This window comes from Corynebacterium xerosis NBRC 16721 = ATCC 373 (assembly GCF_001552415.1).
GTDB classification, from domain to species: Bacteria; Actinomycetota; Actinomycetes; order Mycobacteriales; family Mycobacteriaceae; genus Corynebacterium; species Corynebacterium xerosis.
In genome coordinates this window covers 15227-39438 of sequence record NZ_BCRD01000009.1, presented here as the reverse complement: position 1 = coordinate 39438, position 24212 = coordinate 15227, and the positions used below count along the sequence as shown (strand labels likewise).

Here is a 24212-nt window from a genome sequence, read left to right as displayed (position 1 = left end):
GGCCTGTGGCTGACGCTGATCCTGCTGTTGGCCGTCCTGGCCGGCGCGATCTGGATCCTGCTCGGGGCCATGTCCGAACGCGGCACCGGCACGCCGGGGTCGAGTTCCGAAACGACGACCACCGAGCAGTCTTGGACCGAACCGACCGGAACCACCGACGACGAGCCGACCTGGACTCCGTCGGAGGAGCCGGAGACGACCACGCCGGAGGAAACGCTCACGCCGGAGGAGCCCACCATCCCGTCGCTGCCGGGCCTGCCGGAGATCCCCGACCTCGGCGGTGGCGGCGACGGCGACAACCCCAACTCGGGCCCGGGCAACAACTCGGGCAACTCCGGCAACCAGGGCAACGGGGGCGGGGGCGGCGACGTCAACGGCGCGCCGTTCCTGCCGGGGCTACCGCCGCCGCCCGGTTTGCCGGGATGATGGACGGCAGCACCATGATTTTCCCCCAGCCCGTTTCACCCACGCAGTTCCAGACCGAAGGGAGTCGCCGATGACCACTGGTGACGAACTCCTCTCAGGCCGTTACCGCCTTGGCGGGCTCATCGGCGTCGGCGGCATGTCCGACGTCTATTCCGCATCGGACACGCTTCTCGGCCGCGAAGTCGCGGTGAAGATGATGCGCGCCGATCTCGCGCGCGACGAGAGCTTTCTCGAACGGTTCCGTCGTGAAGCGAAGAACGCTGCGTTCCTGAACCACCCGGTCATCGTGTCGGTTTTCGACACCGGCGAGACCGAGGGCCCGATGGGCACCGTCCCGTACATCGTGATGGAGCTCGTCCAGGGCGAGACCCTGCGCGACATCGTGCGCCGCGAGGGCCCCATGGACCCGCGGCGGGCGGCGTCGATTCTGGCGGACGTCTGCGATGCGCTGGATTTCTCGCATCGGCAGGGGATCATCCACCGCGACGTGAAGCCGGCGAACATCATGCTGACCAACACCGGCGCGGTGAAGGTCATGGACTTCGGCATCGCCCGCGCGCTGGGCGATTCCACCACGATGACGCAGACCGCCGCGGTGATCGGCACGGCGCAGTACCTGTCGCCGGAGCAGGCCCGCGGCAAGCCCGCCGACGCCCGCTCGGACATCTACAGCGTCGGCTGCGTGCTCTTCGAGGCGCTGACGGGCCAGCCGCCGTTCACCGGCGAGACGCCGCTGTCGGTGGCGTACCAGCATGTCCAGGATGATCCGCCGTTGCCGTCGGAGCTGGTGAAGGGGCTTTCCGACGAAGAGGGAACGGCGCTGGACGCGGTTCTGCTGACGGCGATGGCCAAGGACCCGGCCGAGCGGTACGACACGGCCGCCGATTTGGCCGAGGAACTGCGGCGCATCAGCCGCGGCGAGGTGCCGCTGGCCGCGCTGCCGCATCTGGACGACGACGAACCGTCGGCCCCCCGCACGCGCACCGCCGCGGCAGTCGGTGCCGGTGCCGCCGGCGCCGCCGGTGGCGCGGCCGCCGCGGCCAACCGCCGGGGCGATTCCGCGCCGGCCCGTCGTGAAGCGGAACCGGTCGCCCGCCGGGAGCGCGAGGACGAGAAGAAGGGCGGCATGTTCGCCACCGTCGCCTGGCTGGCGATCGCCGCGCTGCTGCTCGGCGCCGTCGGCGTGGTGTCGTACAACCTGTTCACGGGCTCGGGCCAGTCCGAGTCGGTGGCGATCCCGCAGGTCGAGGGCATGTCCGCCGACCAGGCCCAGGAGATGCTGGAAGACGCCGGCTTCGTCGTGGACCGCCGCGACGAACCGCACCCGGACATCGCCCGCAACTTCGTCATCGGCACCGAGCCGGCGTTCGGCTCGGGCGTGCCCGAAGGGTCGACGGTGGTGCTGAAGGTGTCGTCGGGCCGCGAGATCACCGACGTGCCGGACGTGCGCGACAAGCCCGCCGAAGAAGCCCGCCGCCTGCTGGAGGAAGCAGGCCTCGAGGTCGACCCGATGCTGCGGGAGGTGGCCTCGCCGGACATCGCGCGCGGCCACATCATCGACCAGTCTCCGTCGGCCGGCGCGCAGGTGTCCAAGGGCACCCGCGTCAACCTCACCGTCTCCTCGGGCCCCGAGACCCGGACGGTGCCGGACGTGACGGGCCAGAACCTCGAATCCGCGCGCGCGACGCTGGAATCCGCCGAGTTCGTCGTCCGGGTCACCGAGGTCGACTCCACCGAGCCGGAGGGCCGCGTGCTCGAGGTCCCGCAGGCCGGCGAGCGCGTGGCCACCGGGTCGACCATCGAGATCCGCGTGTCCCGCGGAAATCAGATGCGCATGCCGAACGTGGAGGGCCGCAAGGTCCAAGACGCCGAGCGCGCCATCCGCGATGCGGGTGCGACGGGCACGATCACCGTGCGCACGGTGACCACGATCGATCCGACGAAGGTCGACACCGTCCAGGCGCAGCGCCCCGGCCCCGACGCCGTGGTGAACAAGGACGGCGACATCGAGCTGGAGGTCTTCATCCTCGGCATCGACAACCCGCCGAACGACGCCCCGGGCATCGACCTGCCGGTGCCGGTGCCGGCGCTGCCGGAGAATTGAAGGTGGTAGCCACGTAGGCGCCGCCGACCGCAATGGCCGAGGCCCGGTCCCCCGCGTGGGGGCCGGGCCTCGGTGCATTCCGGGTGCCGGTCAGCCGGCCACGACGTCGTCGAAGGCCCGCTCGTAGCCGGCCTGCTCGTCCTCGAGCGCGGTCAGCAGGGTCTCGGAGTAGTTGCCGCCGGCGTCGGTGAGCCAGTTGGCCAGCATCCGGTGGCCGTACTGGGTGAGCACGGATTCGGGGTGGAACTGCACGCCATGGATGGGCAGGTCGCGGTGGCGCATGGCCATCAGCATCCTGGACGGGGTGTGGGCGGTGGCGACCAGTTCGTCGGGAAGCGTGGCCTCGTCGACGGTCAACGAGTGGTAGCGGGTCGCGATGAACGGGTCGGGCAGGCCGCGCAGCACGCCGGTGCCGTCATGGGCGACCGGCGAGGTCTTGCCGTGGAGCAGCTCGTCGGCGCGCACGACGTCGGCGCCGAAAACCTCGCCGATGGCCTGATGCCCCAGGCAGACCCCGAGCAGCGGGGTGCCGGCGTCGGCACAGGCGCGGACCATGGCGGGCGTCTGCCCGGCGTCGGCGGGAGTGCCGGGGCCGGGCGAGAGCAGCACGGCGTCGAACTCGCGGGCCACGGCGGCCGGGTCGGCCAGGCGCTCGTCATCGTTGCGCCACACGGTCGTCGACTCGCCCAGCTGGCCCAGGTACTGGACCAGATTGAAAACGAAGCTGTCATAGTTGTCGACGACGAGGATGCGCATGAGCCAGAATCATACTGGTAGATTGGTCGCCGACGAGGGACGGGTTGCCGTTCCGGGCACCGACTATCAGATGGAAATGGGGATCCGATGCCCAAGGCAAAGGTGAATCGCACAACCAACGCGCCGGCCGGTGGCTCCGGGGTCAGCCGCACCCCGGTGAAGATCAACACGACCCAGACGCCCACCTGGTACAAGGTGATCATGTTCGGGCTCATGGCCATTGGCCTGCTGTGGCTGGTGGTCAATTACATCGCCGGCCCGAGCATCCCGTTCATGGTGGAGCTCAACGCCTGGAATTACGTCATCGGTTTCGGCATGTTCGTGCTGGGTCTGCTGATGACCATGGGTTGGCGCTGACCGCGATCCTCCCGCCGGGTGCGTTGCCCCGGCCACCACGCCCCGCGCTTCTGCGCGGGGCGTTTTGCTTTGCCCGGGTACGGGGGTGCTTTACGACGCTTATGTACCCCCGCTTCGGGCATGGAATCACAGAAATTCGTCATCTGGGAGGGTGGCGGCGGCCGCGGATCCATCCCCAGAAAACTGTGTATCAACGGTGTAATTTGTGGATGAATGTGGAGCGAGGCCTGTGGATGGTTGTGGATGGATTCGGGGATGATTTCCGTAACGGAGGCCGCCGGGGGCCGGAATGATTTGTCCACACCATCCACAGGCTGTGGATGATGCTGTGCACAACACGTCGATATGCCCCCAGGGTCTCGGCGTAACCTCATGTTCAGTTGATTTTCAGTCGTTTCGCACGGCTTTTCGTAAATTACAACAGTGGAATTATCCACAAGTGTGGACACCCCTGTGGAAGATCGGGGAGACCTTCCGGGTGCCCCGCGGGCCGTCGTAAAGCAGCCGGAACGTTGACGGAACGGTGGAGGAAGCTCCGGCGAAAGCATCCACAGGCCTGTGGACATGTGGAAGACCGCCCCTCCCCCACTACCCCCTGAAGTACACATTGAGAGTTCAGTGCAAGGTTGCGTCGTCACGGGGCGGACGGGTGCGGCGCCGACTTCGCGCAGGAACGTCGAGAACGCACGAAAAAGCGCCGACGGACACTATGTCCGTCGGCGCTGTGGCCGGGGCGAACCCCGGCAGGCGACCCCAGAGCAGGGGCCGGCCTGGTCCGGAAACCGCTCAGCAGCGGATCCGGCGGGAAACCTCTTTACTTGGCGATGTCGATGCCGGTGATGACGACCGGCTCCACCGGACGATCCCAGTGGTCGGTGGCGACGCGGGCGATCTCGTCGACGACCTTGCGGGACTCCTCGTCGGCGACCTCGCCGAAGATGGTGTGCTTGCCGTTGAGGTGCGGGGTCGGGACAACGGTGATGAAGAACTGGGAACCGTTGGTGCCGCGGCCGCCGCGCTTGCCGGCGTTGGCCATGGCCAGCAGGTACGGGCGATCGAACTGGAGCTCCGGGTGGATCTCGTCGTCGAAGTTGTAGCCCGGGCCGCCGGTGCCGGTGCCCAGCGGGTCACCGCCCTGGATCATGAAGCCGGCGATGATGCGGTGGAACACGGCCTCGTCGTAGAACGGGCCGGACTCGGTGCCGGACGCGTTCTGCCCGGAGTACTCCTTCGTGCCCTCGGCGAGGCCGACGAAGTTGTCGACGGTGACCGGCGCGTGATTGCCGAATAGGTCGATGGCGATGTCACCGTGGTTGGTGTGGACGGTTGCGGTGGCGGTCTTGTTAGTCACCTGGCCGAGGATACCGGCGATTCCGCGCAGGCAACAACGAATCGCCGGGGCGCGGCCACGTGGCGGCGCCGGTTCGCGCTGCGCGAACATCGCCCGCACGCCGCCCGAACATGGCCCGACCGTCTCTGAGATGCCCCGCGAAGATCGCGCAACGCGCTACGGGAGGTGCGGAAAATGAATACGCTTGTAGGTGAACACCGTGCCACCGAGGCGCCCCCGGGCAACCGCCGGGCGCTCGCCGTGGCCGCGGAGACTGTCCACACTGACGAGGAGAGCATCACACCATGTACCCCAGCACCGTTTCGCTGGCTCTCAAGGGCGCCAAGTCGGCATACGAGGCCTACGCCGACTACCGCGACAAGAAGGCCGCCGAACTCTACGACACGATGCAGGATGCCAAGAAGGTCGCCGAAAAGCGCAACAAGGAGACCATGAAGAAGGCGTCGGCCCTCGCGGACACCACCCGTGACCAGCTGCAGACCTTCGGCGACGACGTCGCCGCAGAGGTGGAGACCCTGCGCGACAAGGCCACCGACGGCGTCGCCGACATCAAGAAGACCGGCGCCAAGAACCGGAAGCAGTCCGCCAAGAAGGTGGCCAAGCTGCGCAAGAACGCGGAGAAGAAGGGCTGCAAGGCCCGCCGCGACGCGAAGAAGGCCCGCAAGGACGCCGCCAAGCAGGCCGCCGCCACCCGCAAGGACCTGGAGAAGAAGGTCCAGCAGACCGCCGACAAGCTGTCCGGCAAGGAGGCCCGCCGCGCGAAGTCGGGTCGCATCGCCACCGGTTCGATCGTCTTCGCCGTCGTCGCCGCCGTCGTCGCCGCGATCGTGTGGAAGCTGAAGTCCGGCGACAAGCTGCCGGTCGATCCGGCGCCGGTGAAGAACAAGGCCGCCGAGGTCAAGGAGACCGTCGCGGCGAAGGCCGGCGAGGTCAAGGACGCCGCCGCCGAGAAGGCCGCGGAGGTCAAGGAGGCGTCGGCCGAGAAGGCCGCGGCCGCCAAGTCCACCGCTGCCGGCGCGCAGGCCGACGCCGCCGACAAGCGCGCCGACGCCGCCGAGGACAAGGCCGCCAAGGCCGAGACCGACGAGGCGAAGAAGGCTGCGGAGGCCAAGGCCGCCGAGGAGCGCGCCGCCGCCGAGAAGAAGACGCAGGAGGCGAAGGCCGCCGAGGAGGCCGCCGCCAAGGCGTCGCAGAAGGAGGCCGAGAAGGCCGACGAGGCCAAGGGCACCGTCGGTGACGTCTCCGGTGACGTCACCCCGACCGAGGTCAAGGTCCAGTCCGAGGTAAAGGCCCCGAAGGCGAACGCCCCCAAGCCGGGTGGCGCGAAGGCCAGCGCCCCGAAGCCGGGCGGTGCGAAGGGCAAGGGCAACGCCCCCAAGCCGGGCGCCCCGAACCCGGCCCAGATGCCGGAGCAGGTCGACGAGGCCCCGAAGCCGATCATCGACGACGAGAAGTAATAGTCGGCCGCCGGGAAACCGGCGGCGGTTGGCATCCGGCACCGGTTTTCGGGACAACCACCGAACAGCACCGGCACCGAACGACTCCGGCACCGAACGACGAAGCGGCGTCCTCCCGAATTTCTCGGGAGGGCGCCGCTTTCGTATATCCATGCTTTCGGGCCTCTTTTTCACGTGGATCACGTCGTGAACGCCACCAATCGCCGAGGCTTCGGCGATTTAGTTGCATCAAATCACCGAAGCGTCTGCCGTTACTGTCGCTCGCCCCTTCGAAAGATCGAAACCCGCCTAGTAGTCGCGAATCCCCAATGAGCGGAGAGCACGATACCCCGACTGCGGCGGCCGAAAAGGCGCTGTGGGGATCTCTCACTGAATCTCAGGGTGAGGGTCGAGTTCATTGGGTCGCCACGCACCTTGTCGCCGCGCAATGTGCAACTGCACTCGGGGGAAACAGACTCAATCGTCGGGTCGGTGACGCACCGCAACTGAAGACGTCAATCCGAACACCAACGATTCCGCGCTTGCGTGTGCGGAGTCGGAACACCCCGGGGTCGGCCGATCCGAGTGAACCGGCCCAGCGTGCGACATAAGATGACCCGGTTGGAGATACACCGTCCCGGAGGAATTTTCGTTTGGTCGCCCGCCATGAGCAGGGCGGCCGTGAGCTTGACGTTCATCTCCCCGCGTCCCTGAGTGCCACTCGATGCCACCTATCGAGGCGCAGCAGGACGTACCGACAGGTGAGAGGAAATGCGGGACAGCTTGATGGCATAGCGGTTCCCCGCGGAGTCGAAAAGCGGCCAAACGCAAGATGGACCGCCTGGTGAGCCGCCCGCCTGAAAGCCTTTTCGACCAGCGCAAGGCCTCTCGATTCTGAATTCGGGCAAGGTTGACCGGCCCCAATCCGACTCCTATCCTCGCACCATGCCTACATATACCGTGCGGACTTCCACCGGGCGCCTCGGTCCCGACGCCCGCGCCTCCCTCGCCCACGCGATCACCTCAGCTCACACCGTGGCCACCGGTGCGCCGGGGTTTTTCGCTCAGGTCGTTTTCGAGGAGGTCGACACCGACCGGCACTTCGTCGGGGGCACCCCGATCGCCGACGAACTGGTGTTCGTACACGGTCAGATCCGTGCCGGGCGCACCCCCGAGCAGAAGGTCGCCCTGCTCGACGCTCTGAGCGGCGTCGTCCGCGAGGTCTTGGGCGTGCCGCGCCGAACGGTGTGGGTCTACCTAGTCGACCTGCCGCCGGCGGACATGATCGAGTACGGGTACGTTCTCCCCGCGGCAGGGGAGGAAGCTGAGTGGTTGGCGTCTCTCGACGACGACACCCGCAGCTATCTGGCCCCGGACTAATCCCCGCGGATCGATTCAGCCTTCATGTACGAGGCGCGGCATGAGCGCGCTGCATGGGCCCGGAGCGGCGGTGTCGTGATGCGCGATGTTCGTCACCTCAGGCCGGCGGCTCGACGCCGTGCGCGCAACACGATGCCCCCGCCAGCGCACTGGCAGGGGACATGAGTTGTGGAGCCTAGGGGAATCGAACCCCTGACCCCCACCTTGCAAAGGTGGTGCTCTACCAATTGAGCTAAGGCCCCGGTTCACGGACAACGGAAAACCCCGCGCCGACGAGCTTTCGCTTCGTCGGCGCGGGGCCCGTTCGTGGTGGGCCTAGGAGGACTTGAACCTCCGACCCCTTCGTTATCAGCGAAGTGCTCTAACCGCCTGAGCTATAGGCCCCTGAACCGGGATATAACTTAACCCGGACTCTCGGAGGAAACCAAATCGGCTGGTCAACACCCATTTTGGGCGCTTGCTCCGAACATCGCCGGATGGCGCACCTGCCCGGTTTTCGGCTTGACGACGCCCACGTGGGCGTCGTCAAGCGCGAACTTGCCGCTACTCGACGTTGTCGAGCGTGACCGTGATGCCGCCAACCAATTCGGAGCAGGCGTTGTAGACCACGGCGCCGAGGGTCGCCAGCGCGGTGATCAGCACCGCCCACAGCACCCCGATGCCGGCGGCGACGCCGAAGATCAAGCCGGCGCCGAGGCTCCCGCCGCTGCCGAGGAGGTCGTTGAACCGGTCGCGGAAGCCCATCGCCTCGAAAAGGAGGTAGAGCACCGCGACGGCGACCATCCAGGCCAGGAACCCGACGACGCTGACCGCCGCGGAAATCCGCAGCGTGGTCCACGGGCTGACCCGCCGGACCACCAGTTGCGTGTCGGCCATGGGCTACTCCTCGCCGCCCTCGTCGGAGGCGTCGGTGTCGGTGTCGGAGCCGGCGTCAGCATCCGACCCTTCGCCGGAGCCCTGCTCGTCCTCGTTGTCGGCGGCGGAGACCCCGCCCGGACGTGCGTCGACGATGTCGAGGGTGCCGGTCTCGGAGACCTTCACGGCCGTCTCCTCGCCCTCTTCCTCGACGTTGCGGTCGATGGCCAGCAGCTCGGTGCCCTCGGCCAGGTTGACCAGGCGCACGCCCTTGGTGGCGCGCGACGTCGCGCGGATCTCGTTGACGCGGGTGCGGATGATGTCGCCGGCGGAGGTGACGGCGAAGATCTCGTCGTCGTTGGACACCACCAGCGCGCCCATGATCGCGCCGCGCTTCGGGTCGTACTTCAGGGTCAGCACGCCCTGGCCGCCGCGGCCCTGCGCCGCGTACTCGTTCAGCGGCGTCTTCTTGCCGTAGCCGCCGGTGGTGGCGACCAGCAGGTGCTGACCCTCCTCCACGACGACCATGCTCAGCAGCTTGTCGTCGCCCTTGAAGCGCATGCCCAGCACGCCGGCGGTGGCGCGGCCCATCGGGCGCAGCGCGTCGTCGGAGGCGGTGAAGCGGATGGCCTGGCCGCGCTCGGAGATGAGCAGCAGGTCGTCGTCGCCGGAGCACAGGCGGGCGCCGATCAGCGAGTCGTCGTCCTTCAAGTTGATGGCGATCAGGCCGGCGCTGCGGGCGGAGTCGTACTCCTCCAGGCGGGACTTCTTCACCTTGCCGTCGTGCGTGGCCAGCACCAGGTACGGGGAGTCCTGGTAGGTCTGGATCTGCAGCACCTCGGCGATGCGCTCGCCGGGCTGGAACTCCAGCAGGTTGGCCACGTGCTGGCCGCGGGCGGCGCGGGTGGCCTCGGGCAGCTCGTAGGCCTTGAGGCGGTAGACGCGGCCGCGGTTGGTGAAGAACAGGATCCAGTCGTGGGTGGAGCAGACGAAGAAGTGGCGGATGATGTCGTCCTGCTTCAGGTCCGCCCCGCGCACGCCCTTGCCGCCGCGGCGCTGCGACTTGTAGGCGTCGACCTTGGTGCGCTTGGCGTAGCCGGTCGACGTGATGGTCACGACGACGTTCTCGCGGGCGATGAGGTCTTCCTCGGTGACGTCGCCGATGGCGCCGATGATCTGGGTGCGGCGGTCGTCGCCGAACTTCTCCACGACCTCGGCGAGCTCGTCGCGGACGATGTCGCGCTGGCGCTGCGGGCTGGCCAGGATGTCCTTGAGGTCGGCGATCTTGTTCTCCAGCTCGGCGAGCTCGTCGATGATCTTCTGGCGCTCGAGGGCGGCCAGGCGGCGCAGCTGCATGGCCAGGATGGCGTCGGCCTGCACCTCGTCGATGTCGAGCAGCCCCATCAGGCCGGTGCGCGCGGTGTCGACGGTCGCCGACCGGCGGATCAGGGCGATGACCTCGTCGAGCGCATCCAGCGCCTTGACCAGGCCGCGGAGGATGTGGGCGCGCTTTTCGGCCTCGTCCAGGCGGTACTGGGTGCGGCGGACGATGACTTCGATCTGGTGGTCGACGTAGAGCCGGACCATCTGGTCGATGCGCAGGGTGCGCGGCACGCCGTCGACGATGGACAGCATGTTGGCGCCGAAGCTGGTCTGCAGCTGCGAGTGCTTGTACAGGTTGTTCAGCACCACGCGCGGCACGGCGTCGCGCTTGAGCTTGACGACGATGCGCATGCCCCACTTGAGGTCGGACTCGTCGTCGATGGAGGAGATGCCCGCCATGCGGCCGTCGCGGACCTGCTCGGCGATGTTGGCGATGAGGCGGTCCGGGTTGACCTGGTACGGCAGCTCGGTGATGACGATCTGCTGCCGGGTGCCCTCCTGCTCGATGGTGGTGACGCCGCGCATGCGGATCGAGCCGCGGCCGGTGGTGTAGGCCTCCTCGATGCCCTTGTCGCCGACGATCTGGCCGGCGGTCGGGAAGTCGGGGCCCTTGATGAAGCCCATGATCGCCTCGAGGGCGGTCTTGTCGTCGGCCTCCGGGTTGTCCAGGCACCAGTTGATGGCCGCGCCGATTTCGCGCAGGTTGTGCGGCGGGATGTTGGTGGCCATGCCGACGGCGATGCCGCCGGAACCGTTCATCAGCAGCTGGGGGATGCGCGACGGCAGGATGACGGGCTCGGTGGTGCGGCCGTCGTAGTTGGGCTGGAAGTCGACGGTGTTCTCGCGGATGTCGCGGACCATCTCCATGGCCAGCGACGTGAGGCGGGCCTCGGTGTATCGCATGGCCGCCGGGCCGTCGTCGCCGCGGGAACCGAAGTTGCCCTGGCCGTCGACGAGCGGGTAGCGCATGGACCACGGCTGGGCCATGCGGACCATGGTGTCGTAGATCGAGGCGTCGCCGTGCGGGTGGTAGTTGCCCATGGTGTCCGAGACGGGCTTGGCGGACTTCACGTAGCCACGTTCGGGGCGGTAGCCGTTGTCGTACATGGCGTAGAGGACGCGGCGGTGGACGGGCTTCAGGCCGTCGCGCACCTCCGGCAGGGCTCGGCCCACGATGACGGACATCGCGTAGTCGATGTAGCTCGACTGCATTTCCTCGTTGATGTCGATGGGGTGGATCTTGTCCCCGCCATCGCCGCCGCCGCCGAACAGGGTGCCGTTGTCGTCGCTCACTCGTACCTCCACTTGGTCCCCGGGTGGGATGCCCGGGCTTCGCTCCCGCGTCTCGATTCCGCGCCTTCGGTGCCTCCGCGGTTTTCGCCGACTTCGGCGTCTCCGCCGTCTCCGGCGCGCCGGTGAGGGCCGCGCGGGACGGGAATCGAGAGCATGACTCCCCCATCATACGCTGCGCAATCGCGCATCAGCGCCTCACAGGGCCTGCTTTGCGACGATTCCGCGCGACTTCGGTATCATTGTGATACCAACTTACGCCGGACGCAGCTACTCTGGCCGCATGGCAATGACATTGCGGCTCACGCCGGCGGAAGATCGGGCCCTGACGCTGCTCGCCGGGACCCGCGGCACCTCGAAGCAGGAGGCGGCGCGCAGGGCGATCGTCGACGCCGCCGCCCGTGCGGTGCGCGACTCGGAAGTGCGCATGCTCGCGGCGGAAACCGTCGAATCGCACGCAGCACTGCTGCGCAGGCTGGCGAAATGAGCCGGAACCGATGACGCCGGAGGACCTCGTCGCCGTCGTCGACGTGCTCGCCGGTTTGCTGCCGGAGTTCTCCGGGGCGCGGATCGTGCGCCCCTGGGCACTGGCCGCGGCGGCGGCAGCGGCAGACGGATCCATCGCCGGCATCGACGTCCACGCAGACTCCGGATCCCGGGGCCGGGCTATGGACGAACGGGCGCGGGCGATGGCGGAGACGATCCGCCGGCTCAAGCCCCTCGATCGCGGCAACGACGCATTCGCCGTGGTGGCGGTGATGGTGCTCGGCCGACTCGCCGACGCCCACATGTCCTTCGATCGGGCCGCCGCCCTCGCCGGGGTGCGCCACCCCGTTCAGTGAGGACGGTCAACCGCCGAAGGCCGGCACGGTCACCGCTCGTCGATCAAGGCCAGCGGACCCCGGCATCGAGTTCGCCGAGCCACGACTCGAAACGGTCGGCGACCGCCTCGGGTTCGCGTGCCCACCGGTTGTTGCCGAGGCGGCGATCGACGAACTCGAAACGCGCCGCCTTGGGCAGGCGCGACGCCAGGTCCATGGCCGAATCCGGCGTGCAATCGCGGTCGCCGTCGCAGGTCAGCATGAGCACGGGCGTGGTGACCTTGGGCATCTCGCGCTCGTAATCGATGTCCGCCTTCGTCGGGTGCAGGCGGCCGTTGCGGGCGAACATGGCCCACTCGCGCACGTGCCGCCCGGACTGGCGGCCGTACCGCGCCAGATCCCACGGTCCCGCCGGCCAGTAGCCGAGGGCCGTGGCCACGGTCCACATCACGGGGCCACCCCAGCACAGCCGGATGTACTCGCGGCCGGCGAAACGGATGTAGTGCGGGGTGCCGGAACCGATGGTGATCATGCCGTCGACGTCGGCCTCCGGGCGCGACAGATACAGGGCGCCGATCTGGCCGCCCATGGAGTGGCACATCAGGTAGACGGGAAGGCGCTCGCCGGGTTCCTCGAACTCCGTGCGCGCCGCCGCCACGGCCGCGGGGTAGTCCACCGCGGCGAGCTCGTGATAGCCCCACTGATGACGCCGCGTCGCCTTGGCGGTCTGCCCGCCCTGGCCGTGCAATTCCGAGACGAGCACGCCGAAGCCACGGTCGCGAAGCTCCTGGGCCATCGGCCAGTAGTAACGGGCGCCCATGCCGAACCCTGGGAAGAACACCACGATCGCCTTCGGCTTCCCGGCCGGGCGATGGATCTGCATGGGCGTCACGGAACCGTCGAGGAGCACCCGCTCCGTCATCTCCGGCTCCTCGCGCGTGCGGGCGACGGCCTCGACGCGCTCGCCGTCGGCGCCCGGGACGATGTCGCCGGGCACCTCGACGGTATTCGCGTGCTCCTCGTGTTCGTTCACGGGTGATACGATATCCCCGGTTTCGCCGGGGGGAAAACCGGATGCGGCCGGCGAACGGCGTTGTCCAGTTCCGCCGCGGTCCCCATATCCCCCCGTTCGACGCAAATTCGCTGGCAGGCGGCACTTTCTCGACGAATTGCGCCCAGGACGCTTTACGTTTGGAAATAATCCGGAACATGCGATCCTCGACACGATTCCGGCGCCGCGCCGCCGCCACGTTCCTTGCCGGCACCATCCTGATCGGGGGCGCGACGGCTCCGGCGTCCGCCGCCCCGAACGTCGCCCAGTTGCCCGCCGTCCCCGGTCTCCCGGGACTGCCTTCCGCCGATGCGGGTGACGGCACGGGTACCGGTGCCGGTGGCGATGGCGGTGCCGAAGGCGGCGACGCATCCGGTTCGCTCGGTGCGCTGGGCTCCTCCGACGATTCCCCCGCCATCGACGAGGCCTTCTACGACACCTCGACCGTCACCGCCGGCGCCCCGGGATCCATTCTGCGCACCGCCGCCGCAGCCACCGCTCCCATGCCGCCGGACCTGGACTACCCGCTCCCGTCCTCGGTGACCAAGGTGCTGTATTCCACCACCGACATGCACGGCAATCCGATCCCGGTCAGCGGTTACATGGTCGAACCGTCCGTGCCGTGGACCGGCGCCGGCGAGCGGCCGACGGTCGTCATCGGCCGCGGCACCGTCGGCCAGGGCGACCAGTGCGCACCCTCGCGCAACTGGCCCCTGGAAAACCAGGCAGATCCCTTCACGTCGGGACGTCTGGTCAACCTCGAGGGCCTCTACGACTGGGTCTTCGCCGGTGCGGGCGTCCGCGTCTTCGTCACCGACTACGTCGGCATGGGCACCCCGGGCATGCACACGTACATGAACCGCGCCGAGCAGGCCCACGCCATGCTCGACGGCGCCCGCGCCGCACGCAACCTCTCCGGCGGCAACGGCAAGGTCGCGTTCTACGGCCATTCCCAGGGCGGCGGCGCATCGGCCGCGGCCGTCGAGGAGGCCGCGAACTACGCCCCCGATCTGCAGGTCGCCGCAGCCTACGCCTCGGCCCCGCCGGCCGACCTCGACGCGGTGCAGCGCAACATCGACGGCTCCGACCTGGTCGGCGCGATCGGCTTCACCATCAACGGTCTGGCCGCCCGGTACCCGCAGCTCGCCCCCATCATGGATGCGAACATGTCCGAGCGCGGCAAAGCGACCCTCGAGGATCTGTCCACGATGTGCACCGACCAGATCACCTCGACCTACGGCCACCAGCGAACCTCGGAGTGGACCAAGGACGGCCGTTCCCTCGACGCGATGCTCCGTGATCTGCCCGAGGGCGAGGCCGCGATGAACGACCAGTTCATCGGCCACGGCGTCCCGGCCGCCCCCACCATGATCGTCTCCGGCCGCCACGACCTCAACGTCGAGTTCCAGCAGGCCAAGGATCTCGCCGCCAACTGGTGCGCCAACGGCGGCCAGGTCTTCTACCGCGACGACGTGCTGCCGAAGATCGATTCATACAATCACTTCGCCCAGGCGGTCAGCGGCGCGCCCTTCGGCGTCGGCTTCATCCTCGCCATGTTCAACGACGCACCCGTCGTCGGCGCGTGCACCGTCTCCCCGATCCCGGGCGGTTCCGGCGAGATCCCGATCCCCGGTTCCTCCTAGAACGCCCATCCGGCTGAAACGTAGATCCAACCGAACATCGATCCGGTTTGAACTTGGTTCCGGTCGGAACGGTGATCCTGGACCAGTAACAATAATGGGGCGCCAACAATGATTCTTGGTTTGAATCATGGTTGACGCCCCATCGGCGTCGTAAAGCTGCATTTCGGAGCCGGTCCTTGGAGTTCGGCGCCGGTCCTTACCGCCCGGGACCGCTCCGCTAGACGTCCAAGAAGCGGACGTCCTTCGCGTTGCGGGTGATGAACGAACGGCGGGCCGCGACGTCATCGCCCATGAGGATGGTGAACAGCTCGTCGGCCTTCTGCGCATCCTCCAGCGCGACCTGGCGCAGCACGCGGTGATCCGGATCCATGGTGGTCTCCCACAGCTCCTGGGCATTCATCTCGCCCAGGCCCTTGTAGCGCTGGATGCCGTCGTCCTTGTTGATCTTGCGGCCGGCCGCCAGGCCCACCTCGACCATCTGGTCGCGCTCGGCGTCGGAGTACGCGAAGCCGGGATCGCCCTTGCCCCACTTCAGCTTGTACAGCGGGGGCTGAGCCAGGTAGACGTGGCCCTCGTCGATGAGCGGGCGCATCAGGCGGAACAGCAGCGTCAGCAGCAGCGTCGCGATGTGCTGGCCGTCGACGTCGGCGTCGGCCATGAGCACGATCTTGTGGTACCGCAGCTTGGCGATGTCGAACTCGTCGTGGATGCCGGTGCCCAGCGCCGTGATGATCGCCTGGACCTCGTTGTTCTTCAGCGTGCGGTCGAGGCGCGACTTCTCCACGTTGAGGATCTTGCCTCGCAGCGGCAGGATCGCCTGGAACATCGAGTTGCGGCCCGACTTCGCCGAACCACCGGCCGAGTCGCCCTCCACGATGAACAGCTCCGACTTCGACGGATCCTTGGAACGGCAATCCGCCAGCTTGCCCGGCAGGCCGCCGAGGTCCGTCGCGGACTTCCGGCGCACCAGGTCACGGGCCTTGCGGGCCGCCTGGCGGGCATGCGCCGACGCGATGGCCTTGTTGACGATGGCCTTCGCCTCCGCCGGATTGGCCTCCATCCAATGGCCGATGTGCTCGTTGGCCATGCGCTGCACGAAACCGCGGATCTCGGTGTTGCCCAGCTTGGTCTTGGTCTGGCCCTCGAACTGCGGATCCGCCACGCGGACGGAGATCACCGCGGCCAGGCCCTCGCGGGCATCCTCGCCGGTGAGGTTGTTCTCCTTTTCCTTGAGCAGCTTGTGCTCGCGGGCGTATCGGTTCATCAACGAGGTCAGGGCCGAACGGAAGCCCTCTTCGTGCGTGCCGCCCTCGATGGTGTTGATGGTGTTGGCGAAGGTGTGCACCGACTCCGAGTAGCCGTTGTTCCACTGCATGGCGATCTCGACCTCGTGGCCCTCGCCGCCGGCCTCGAAGCCGATGATCGACGGGTGGATGATGTTCTTCGACTTGTTCAGCGCGTCGACGTAGTCCTGCAGGCCGTTCGGGTAGTGGTAGACCTTCTTCTTTTCGCGGCGCTTCTTCGCCTTCTCCACCACGTCGGTGGTGCCCTCGGCGTCCTCGGCCTCGTCGACCAGCGCGGCCGACTCCTTCTCCGCCTGCTCGGCGAGCGCCTCGGCCTCGAGCTCCTCCTCCGACACGCGCTTGTCCACCAGCGTGATGGTCAGGCCCTTGTTCAGGAAGGCCATCTCGCGCAGGCGGCGGGCGATGGTGTCGAAGTTGAACTCGACGGTCTCGAAGATGGAGTCGTCCGGCCAGAAGCGGATGGTCGTGCCGGAGCCGCGGGCCTTCTTGCCCTGCACCAGGTCCTCGGGCACGGCGGTGTTGAAGTTCTGGAACCACACGTGGCCGTCGCGGACGATCTCCGCCTCGACGCGGGTGGACAGGGCGTTGACCACGGAAATGCCGACGCCGTGCAGGCCGCCGGAGACGGCGTAGGACTCGGAGTCGAACTTGCCGCCGGCGTGCAGCTGGGTCATGACGACCTGGACCGTCGGCGCACCCGTCGGGTGCATCTCCACCGGAATGCCTCGGCCGTCGTCGATGACCTCGACGCCGCCGTCCTCCAGCAGGGTCACCTTCACCTCGGAGGCGTAACCCGCCATCGCTTCGTCGACGGAGTTGTCGACGACCTCCCACACGAGGTGGTGCAGGCCGCGCTCGCCCGTCGAGCCGATGTACATGCCGGGACGTTTGCGGACGGCCTCGAGCCCCTCGAGGATGGTGATCGATGAGGCATCGTAATTGTTTTCGGTGGCAGCCACTGTGGAACCGGTCTCCCTTTGTTGGTGCGCTGGATATACCGCTCCATCTTACCCCGTAGTCCCCCACCGGACGTGCATCAGGTCGCGTGAAAAAGGCGTTCAGCGCCGATTTTCGCGAAATGCGCATCGTGTGATCCGGTCATCCGTACGTATCGCGGGGGCCGCGGCCCTTCACGCGCAGGCGCCCCTTGGTCCAACTCGGCCCCGAGGGTCCCTTGATGTGCAGCTTTTCGACGACCCCGTCCCCGACTTCTTCCGCGATGGTCCGGATGATCTGCGATTGCGCCAACCGCAGCTGCGTCGCCCACGTGCTCGACGCGCACTGGACCACCAGGGTGCCGTCCTTGAACTCCACCACCTCGGCGTGATCCGCGATGACCTCGCCGACGATTTCCGGCCACTTGGACATGATGATGCCGTTGGCGATGTTGCGTTGCCAGCCGCGCTCATTCGCCTGACCTGCGAGGATGGCGCCGAAAGCCTTCGGCTCCCGGTCCCGGCGGCGGCGGATGCGGATGCCGTCGCGGTACAGCAGGCGTTGCGGGACGCGGGTGCCGGCGTAGTCGCGCACCACGGGCACGGTTTCGCCGCCATCGCCGACCGCATTGCCGTCCTCGTCCCGTTTGACCACGCGGGGGCCCGCCTCCAGCGTGAAACCCGAGTTCTTCCGGGGCGGCCGCTGCAGCGACGGGGGATGCTTGCCGCCCATCTTCGCCGTCGAGCGCATCCTGGAGAACACGTCTCCGACCAGATCGGGCGCTTCGTCGCCGGTCATCGGCCGTCATCCCCGGCGTCATCGGGCCGATCGAGGACCGAGATCCGTCCGTCATCGGTGTCTTCCACCGACACGACGTGCGTGGTGACGCGCGGGACGTCGGAAAGCCCCTCGGGCAGTTCCTCGCCGACGGCCGACGTGATGAGCACCTGCTCGGCTTGCTTGGCGATGTCCACGAGCGCCTCGCGGCGGTGCCGGTCAAGCTCCGCGAAGACGTCGTCCAGGACCAGGATCGGGTCCGGGCCTTCGTCGCGGAGCATCAGATATGCGGCCAACCGCAGCGACAGCGCGAACGACCAGGTTTCCCCGTGGCTGGCGAAACCCTTGGCGGCATCGTTGCCGAGATTGAGCAGGAGGTCATCCCGGTGAGGCCCGACCAGGCTGAGCCCGCGGTCGATCTCGCGGTTGCGGCGGGCGCCCAGCTCGGTGAGCAGCAGGGCCTCGATCACCTCGGGATCATCCGGGAGGTCGTCGACCGGCAACTTCGTCCGGTATTCGACGATGGCTGGACGCGACGACGGCGCCAGGGTCGCGTACGCCTCGACCACCCGCGGCGCCAGCTCGCGCACCAGCCCGATGCGGGCCGCCGTGATGATCGCGCCGATCTGCGCCAACTGCGCGTCCCAGGTGTCCAGCGTGGCCAGCGCCGCCTGGCCCTCCGACGAGGAATACCCCCGGCGCAACGACCCGCCGGCGGTTTTGAGCAGCGCGTTGCGCTGGCGCAGGATCCGGTCGTACTCCAGGCGGGCGCCCGCCATGCGCGGACGACGAACGGCGAGCAGATCGTCGAGGTACCTGCGGCGTTGCGCCGGTTCTCCCTTGACCAGATCCAGATCCTCCGGGGCGAAGAACACCGACCGCACGGTGCCCAGCAACTCCCGCGGGCTGCGCAACCTGGTCCGGTTGAGCTGCGCCTGGTTCGCGCGATGCGGGTTGATCAGCAGATGCGCCGTGAGCTCGCGACCGTCGTTGACGGCGGTGGCCGAGACCCGGGCCGAGTCCGCACCGGACCTGACCAGCGGGGCATCCGTGGACACCCGGTGCGACGACAGGGTGGAGAGATAGCCGACGGCCTCGACGATATTGGTTTTGCCGTAGCCGTTGCGCCCGGTGAACACGGTGATGCCGGGCTCGAGCGTCAGATTCAGGTCCGGCCAGGACCGGAAATCACGCAGGCTCAGCGAACGCAGATACATGTCGGCACCGCGGGGCGAAACGCCCCGCCTTCCTTGGTCCCGGGAATCCCGGTCAGCCCGGAAGGCGGACGGGCATCAGCAGGTACGTGAATTCCGTCTCCGGGTTGGGGAACATGCCGTCCTCGCCGGCCTCCGGCAGTTCGTCCGGCTCCGGGATCAGCACCGCCGGGCGCGAGGGCTGCGTGAAGCCCATGACCACGCGGTCGGTGTGGATCGCCGACAGGCCGTCGGACAGGTAACCCGGATTGAACGCGATGAGCAGCGGCTCACCGACGAACGCGCACTCCAGGACTTCCTCGGCCCGGCCGGCTTCGTCGCCGTGGGCGGACAGGACGACCTGGCCCTCGGAGAAGTCCATGCGGATCTGGGCGCCGCGATCGGCGACCAGGGAGACGCGGCGGATGGCCTCGCGCAGCGGATCGATGCGCACCGACGCCAACGACGAATGCTGCTTGGGCAGCAGCGGCCGGAACTTCGGGAATTCGGCGTCGAGCAACCGCGTGGTGGTGCGGCGCGGGTCGGCCAGAATGCCCAGCAGGCCATCGGCGCCGACGGCGCGGCCATCGGAACCGTCGCCGAAGGCCAGGGTGACCGGCTCGCTCGAGCCGGCGTCGAGCGAACGGGCGGTGTCCGCCAGCGTCTTGGCCGGGATGAGCAGTTCGGCGTTGCCCTCCGGGATCTGATTCCACTCGAAGGTGCGCACCGCCAGGCGGAAACGGTCCGTGGCGGCCATGGTGACCATGTTGCCCTCGGTCTCCATGCGGATGCCGGTGAGCATGGGCAGCGTTTCGTCGCGGCCGGCGGCCACGGCCACCTGCCCGATCGCCTCGGTGAACAGCTGCGGATCGATGGTGCCGGTCGCGGCCGGGACCGACGGCAGAGCCGGGTAGTCCTCCAGCGTCATCGCCGGCAGCTCGAAGCGCGACTTACCGCAGGTGACCAGCACCTTCGTGCCGTCGTAATGCATGTCGATCGGCTTGTTGGGCAGCTTGGACACGATGTCCGAGACGAGCTTGCCGTTGACCGCGAAACGACCGGTTTCGGAGATTTCCGCGGCGATGCGGATCTGCGTCGAAACCTCGTAGTCGTAACCGGCGATCTCCAGGCCCTCGTCGCCGGCGACGAACACCATGCCCCGGAGAATCGGCTGGGTCGGGCGGGTCGGCAGACTGCGGGCGACCCACGCCACCGCATCAGCGAGATCGTCCTTGGCGGCGCGGAGACGCACGTCCGTCTGCTCCATCGTCCCTCCATGAGTGTCACGAAATTGTGGTCCGGCCGCGATTGCGGACGGCCCGGCCTTCGCCGGTCTTTCCTCGAACCACAACCTTAACCCAGTTTCGCCGCTCCGTCGGCGGCGGTCTCTGAGTTCCCGTCATTCGCCGGCTCTCGCGGCGGCGTTCGTCGACAGGCCCCTTTTCATCGGACGTTTATTGAGATTCATCGTTGGGGGAAGCAGTAGGTGCTGTGAATCCTGTGAGTTCACGCCGCCGCCGCTGGTCGTCGCGGAGATCCCGATGTTGACGGGCGGTTGATGGATCTGTGGATGAATCGCCCCGATTGTGGATGGATCCGCGAGTTCGGGATTCATCCACAGATGTTCGCCCGTCATTCACAGTTCCGTGAACGGAAAACAGCTGGTTGACCACAGGATCGGTGTGACCTGAGTCTCCGAATTACACAGGCGTAATTACACGCATTAAGTAAGGAATCGCGCGACTTCCGTCGTTTCGGGCGTCTCCGATCCGGTGGCCGTCGTCAAGCGCGACGCGGCCGGTGACTCAGCCGATGGCCCGGGAACGCTCGCGGATGCGCGTGGTCAGGTCGTTGACCTGATCCTTCGTGGCGCGCTTGTCGGAGATTTCCTTCTGGATCTTCCGGTGGGCGTACAGGACCGTCGAGTGGTCGCGATTGCCGAAGACCTTGCCGATGGCCGGCAGCGAGATGTCGATGAGCGACCTGGTCAGGTACATGGCCACCTGCCGCGCGTGGGACACCGGCCGGGTCTTGCCGGGGCCGGTCAGGTCGGCGACGGTGAGGCCGTAGAACTCGGCGGTCGCCGAAATGATGATGTCCGGGGTGATCTCTACCTCGGCGCTGTCCGAGCCGATGATCTCCTCCGCGAGCTGCAGCGACACCGGCATCTTCAGCAGAGACGCCTGGGCCGTGACCTGGAGCAGGCGGCCCTCCAGCTCGCGGATCGACGACGCGGTGTGCTCGGCGATGAACTGCAGGACGTCGTGCGGGACGTTGAGGCGGTCGAGCTGGGCCTTCTTCGACAAAATGGCGATTCGCGTCTCCAGGTCCGGCAGCTGCAGGTCCGGCGTCAGGCCCCATTCGAAGCGGGTGCGCAGGCGCTCCTCCAGCGTCTTCAGCTCGCGCGGCGGACGGTCCGAGGACAGCACGATCTGTCGATCCGCCTGGTGGAGGGCATTGAACGTGTGGAAGAACTCCTCCTGGGTGCCTTCCTTGCCCTCGAGGAACTGGATGTCGTCGACGATCAGGATGTCGAGATCGCGGTAACGACGCTTGAAGCTCTCCTGGGCGTCGTCGCGCACCGAGTTGATGAAGTCGTTGGTGAACTCCTCCGACGACACGTAACGAACGCGCAATTTCGGGTCGAGCGCCGTGGCGTAGTGGCCGATGGCGTGGAGCAGGTGCGTCTTGCCCAGGCCCGAACCACCCGAGATGAACAGCGGGTTGTAGGCGCGGGCCGGCTGCTCGGCGACGGCGGCGGCCGCGGCGGCGGCGAAACGGTTCTGGGGGCCGATGACGAACGTCTCGAACGTGTACTTCGGGTTCAGCGTCGGCTCTTCCACCGGCTGGCCCATCGGATCGCCGATGTCGTGCAACGGGTACTTGCCGCGGCCGAACAGGTCGGCCGCCGTGCCCTGCGTCGCGGGGTTCTGCGGCGGCTGCGGCTGCATCGGCTGGCGCTGCGCGGGGGCCGCGGACCCGTGCCCGGTGTTCTGCGGCGCCGGATCGCCGAACTCCGCGGTCTCGCGGGCGTCGCGCTCGAATTCGAGGGTGCGCCACGAGCCGGCGTCCTGGTGGCGGCGGTGGTCCGGATGCCCGGACTGTGTGGCCTGCCCGGGCTGGGAGTGCCGAGAAGGCTGGGAAGACTGCGCGGTCTGTGCGGATTCGCGGCCCGCCACGGTGTGCCGGGGAGCGCCGGCGTGCCCGGCATGTCCGGCGCCCGTCTGGCCCGTCCCGGAGTGCCCCGCCTGGTCGTCGTGCCCGGATTCCTCCGAGATGGTGACCACGACCTGTTGCGCGGAACCGGTGATCGCCTCGAGTGCGCGCTCGATGCGCTCGGAGAGCTCTTCCTTGACCAGCGTCTGCACCATTTCGCTGCCCGTGGCCAGCAGAACGAAGCCGTTGACCTGCCCGACGGGCTGCACCGAACGCAGCAACGCCTTGTGCTGGATCGGCAGAGGCTGCGGTTCCCCGTCGCGTACGTCCGTTCCCGCGATGAGCATGTCGATCACCTGGAGCCAGGTGTCGTGGAAGTCTCGGCTGGGAGTGGTCAACGCGTGGTCCTTCGGGTTTCGGTCGGACGGTCAGGATAACCCGCCGGGGTCGATCGGCGGGGGTCGCGCGGGTGGCGGGGATGGTGCCGGGCCGAGCGGATGGTGGAGCCGGGGAGGGTTTCGCTTGTGGGAAATTTCTCCACATGGCATCGGGGCGATGGCCAGGGCTTCCACACGTTCATGCACAGCTGTGGAAAGTTGCGCGCCGCTGATTTCTCAACAGTCTATCCACATGTTGCGGCGGCGATTGATTCGGCCCGCCATAAGTCCGTGACCTGCGGCAATGCAGCGAACATGCAGGTCGCGTGTTACTCATGTGACGACAGTTATCCACAGTTGCACCTCCGGAGGTGCTTGTGAGTTCATTCGTTCCGTTCAGCATCGTCACAGGTCGGGCCGCGTGTCGCCGTCGTCCACCGCGACGCGCCGGGGGCCGCCGGATTTGTATTCGCCGCCCCGCTCCACGTACCCTGATCGGGTCTGTCATATCCGCGACCCCGGGTGCGCCCTGGGTCGCCGATGTGTTCACCGCACTGCGCGGGTCCCGGCACCGTCGGGTTCTGCGCCTCGCGGGCCCGTCGACGGCAACGTCCGGCACATGCCGGTTGCGTTCCCCGACGGGTGTGAAAACAATCGTATGGGCTGGTCATCGGGTTTTCCCGTGTGTGCCACGCCCCTGAATCCCAAGGAGTGTCACCCGTGTCGAAGCGGACGTTCCAGCCGAATAACCGCCGTCGTGCCCGCGTGCACGGCTTCCGTACCCGCATGCGCACCCGTTCGGGCCGCGCCGTGGTCGCCGCCCGCCGCAACAAGGGCCGCGCCCGCCTGACCGCGTAGCACCGGTCAGCCGAGTCCGTTGCTCCCGTCGCAGCATAAGCTGCACCGTTCCGGCGATTTCGCCGTCACGGTGCGCAGGGGCCGCAGGCTCGGACGCAGGACCATCGTCCTGCATTACCGCGATGCCGCCGACGCCGGCGGCCATGACGCCGACGCGCAGATCTCCCGTTCCGGGGGGCCGCGCGTCGGTTTCGTCGTTTCCAAGGGCGTCGGCAATTCGGTGGTGCGGCATGCGGTGACCCGCAAGCTCCGGCACGTGGTGCTGCCCCTGCTTGACGACGTCCCCAGCGGCGTCGACATGGTCATTCGCGCCCTGCCCGCCGCCGCCACCGCCACCAGCGAGGAGTTGGCCGCAGATGTGCGCAAAGCACTCTCACGGGCCCGACGCGACTGAGCGTCCCGACGGTTCCGCCGGCTCCGTCGCAAAGCAAGCCCGTGGTCCCCTCGCCCGCATGGCCGAAAGCGCCATCCTCTTTTACCGGCGGCGCATTTCGCCCGCCAAGGGCTCCGGCTCGTGCCGGTACGAACCGACCTGCTCGGCCTACGGGCTCGAAGCCGTCCGCCGTTACGGCGCCATCCGCGGACTGTGGCTGGCGCTTCTGCGCATCGGGCGATGCGCTCCGTGGCATCCCGGGGGCTGGGATCCGGTCCCCCGCACCTATCCCGGCCTGGGTTCCTGGTGGCGGAGGATGCACGGGTAACCTGGGCGGAGGCTGACACGTAGACGGCCGCAATCCCCCACGACAGGAGAGACACCA

At 67.8% G+C, this 24212-nt stretch carries 21 protein-coding genes, 2 tRNA genes and 1 pseudogene; 11 read left to right on the top strand and 13 right to left on the bottom strand.

What is annotated here, in order from left to right:
• Positions 1-426, top strand: a pseudogene (locus CX1_RS12570) (hypothetical protein); the annotation flags it as partial.
• Positions 427-496: 70 nt separating this feature from the next.
• On the top strand, positions 497-2530 hold the full coding sequence (pknB, locus tag CX1_RS11565; RefSeq protein ID WP_060925710.1) for a Stk1 family PASTA domain-containing Ser/Thr kinase: 2034 nt from the start codon (positions 497-499) through the stop codon (positions 2528-2530).
• 90 nt (positions 2531-2620) lie between these two features.
• Here the strand turns inward: pknB and CX1_RS11560 are convergent, their stop codons facing one another.
• Positions 2621-3286: an aminodeoxychorismate/anthranilate synthase component II gene (locus CX1_RS11560; RefSeq protein ID WP_046650959.1), complete on the bottom strand. Its 666-nt coding sequence runs from the start codon at positions 3284-3286 to the stop codon at positions 2621-2623.
• 87 nt (positions 3287-3373) lie between these two features.
• Here CX1_RS11560 and crgA point away from each other — a divergent pair, with 87 nt between their 5' ends.
• Positions 3374-3643, top strand: a complete 270-nt coding sequence (gene crgA / locus CX1_RS11555) for a cell division protein CrgA (protein WP_046650961.1) — start codon at positions 3374-3376, stop codon at positions 3641-3643.
• A gap of 814 nt (positions 3644-4457) precedes the next feature.
• Here the strand turns inward: crgA and CX1_RS11550 are convergent.
• A complete protein-coding gene (locus CX1_RS11550) occupies positions 4458-4994 on the bottom strand; it encodes a peptidylprolyl isomerase (protein ID WP_046650962.1) in 537 nt (178 codons plus the stop codon).
• A 284-nt stretch (positions 4995-5278) separates the two neighbouring features.
• On the opposite strand from CX1_RS11550, the gene CX1_RS11545 reads away from it, so the two are divergent.
• Together CX1_RS11545 and CX1_RS11540 are read left to right on the top strand one after the other, a co-directional pair.
• Positions 5279-6451: a hypothetical protein gene (locus tag CX1_RS11545; RefSeq protein WP_052753277.1), complete on the top strand. Its 1173-nt coding sequence runs from the start codon at positions 5279-5281 to the stop codon at positions 6449-6451.
• A gap of 924 nt (positions 6452-7375) precedes the next feature.
• Entirely contained in the window at positions 7376-7810 is a 435-nt protein-coding gene (locus CX1_RS11540; protein WP_046650963.1) for a tautomerase family protein, read from the top strand.
• 169 nt (positions 7811-7979) lie between these two features.
• Here CX1_RS11540 and CX1_RS11535 read toward each other — a convergent pair.
• The 4 genes from CX1_RS11535 to gyrA form a co-directional block, all read right to left on the bottom strand.
• Positions 7980-8052, bottom strand: a tRNA-Ala gene (locus CX1_RS11535).
• Between the two features lie 65 nt (positions 8053-8117).
• Positions 8118-8194, bottom strand: a tRNA-Ile gene (locus tag CX1_RS11530).
• Positions 8195-8353: 159 nt separating this feature from the next.
• A complete protein-coding gene (locus tag CX1_RS11525) occupies positions 8354-8686 on the bottom strand; it encodes a DUF3566 domain-containing protein (protein WP_046650964.1) in 333 nt (110 codons plus the stop codon).
• Positions 8687-8689: 3 nt separating this feature from the next.
• Positions 8690-11341, bottom strand: a complete 2652-nt coding sequence (gene gyrA / locus CX1_RS11520) for a DNA gyrase subunit A (protein WP_082719346.1) — start codon at positions 11339-11341, stop codon at positions 8690-8692.
• 280 nt (positions 11342-11621) lie between these two features.
• On the opposite strand from gyrA, the gene CX1_RS11515 reads away from it, so the two are divergent.
• A complete protein-coding gene (locus tag CX1_RS11515; protein WP_046650965.1) occupies positions 11622-11825 on the top strand; it encodes a hypothetical protein in 204 nt (67 codons plus the stop codon).
• Positions 11826-11835: 10 nt separating this feature from the next.
• Positions 11836-12180 carry a hypothetical protein gene (locus tag CX1_RS11510; protein ID WP_046650966.1) on the top strand — a complete coding sequence of 115 codons (345 nt, stop codon included), beginning with the start codon at positions 11836-11838 and terminating at the stop codon, positions 12178-12180.
• Between the two features lie 43 nt (positions 12181-12223).
• On the opposite strand, the gene CX1_RS11505 is transcribed toward CX1_RS11510, so the two are convergent.
• Positions 12224-13192: an alpha/beta fold hydrolase gene (locus CX1_RS11505; RefSeq protein ID WP_244465512.1), complete on the bottom strand. Its 969-nt coding sequence runs from the start codon at positions 13190-13192 to the stop codon at positions 12224-12226.
• A 176-nt stretch (positions 13193-13368) separates the two neighbouring features.
• Here CX1_RS11505 and CX1_RS11500 point away from each other — a divergent pair, with 176 nt between their 5' ends.
• Complete coding sequence (locus CX1_RS11500) at positions 13369-14853, top strand: lipase family protein (protein WP_046650967.1); 1485 nt, start codon at positions 13369-13371, stop codon at positions 14851-14853.
• Between the two features lie 217 nt (positions 14854-15070).
• On the opposite strand, the gene gyrB is transcribed toward CX1_RS11500, so the two are convergent.
• The 6 genes from gyrB to dnaA all read right to left on the bottom strand — a co-directional run bounded on the left by gyrB (position 15071) and on the right by dnaA (position 22617).
• A complete protein-coding gene (gene gyrB / locus CX1_RS11495) occupies positions 15071-17116 on the bottom strand; it encodes a DNA topoisomerase (ATP-hydrolyzing) subunit B (RefSeq protein ID WP_046650968.1) in 2046 nt (681 codons plus the stop codon).
• A gap of 139 nt (positions 17117-17255) precedes the next feature.
• Positions 17256-17891, bottom strand: coding sequence for a DciA family protein (locus CX1_RS11490; RefSeq protein ID WP_046650970.1), 636 nt, complete (start codon positions 17889-17891; stop codon positions 17256-17258).
• Positions 17888-19087 carry a DNA replication/repair protein RecF gene (gene recF, locus CX1_RS11485; protein WP_046650971.1) on the bottom strand — a complete coding sequence of 400 codons (1200 nt, stop codon included), beginning with the start codon at positions 19085-19087 and terminating at the stop codon, positions 17888-17890. Before recF ends, CX1_RS11490 begins: the two co-directional genes overlap by 4 nt.
• A 52-nt stretch (positions 19088-19139) precedes the next feature.
• Complete coding sequence (dnaN, locus tag CX1_RS11480) at positions 19140-20330, bottom strand: DNA polymerase III subunit beta (RefSeq protein ID WP_046650973.1); 1191 nt, start codon at positions 20328-20330, stop codon at positions 19140-19142.
• Between the two features lie 132 nt (positions 20331-20462).
• Positions 20463-20678 (bottom strand): hypothetical protein, encoded by a 216-nt coding sequence (locus CX1_RS12475; RefSeq protein WP_146780731.1) that lies wholly within the window; start codon positions 20676-20678, stop codon positions 20463-20465.
• Positions 20679-20868: 190 nt separating this feature from the next.
• Positions 20869-22617: a chromosomal replication initiator protein DnaA gene (gene dnaA, locus CX1_RS11475; protein ID WP_240941568.1), complete on the bottom strand. Its 1749-nt coding sequence runs from the start codon at positions 22615-22617 to the stop codon at positions 20869-20871.
• Positions 22618-23316: 699 nt separating this feature from the next.
• On the opposite strand from dnaA, the gene rpmH reads away from it, so the two are divergent.
• Genes rpmH through yidD form a run of 3 tightly spaced genes read left to right on the top strand, consistent with a single transcriptional unit; the run spans position 23317 to position 24155 of the window.
• On the top strand, positions 23317-23454 hold the full coding sequence (gene rpmH / locus CX1_RS11470; RefSeq protein ID WP_046650975.1) for a 50S ribosomal protein L34: 138 nt from the start codon (positions 23317-23319) through the stop codon (positions 23452-23454).
• Positions 23455-23473: 19 nt separating this feature from the next.
• Positions 23474-23848 (top strand): ribonuclease P protein component, encoded by a 375-nt coding sequence (gene rnpA / locus CX1_RS11465; RefSeq protein WP_046650976.1) that lies wholly within the window; start codon positions 23474-23476, stop codon positions 23846-23848.
• A 58-nt stretch (positions 23849-23906) separates the two neighbouring features.
• On the top strand, positions 23907-24155 hold the full coding sequence (gene yidD, locus CX1_RS11460; protein WP_060925709.1) for a membrane protein insertion efficiency factor YidD: 249 nt from the start codon (positions 23907-23909) through the stop codon (positions 24153-24155).
• Positions 24156-24212: the final 57 nt, after the last annotated feature.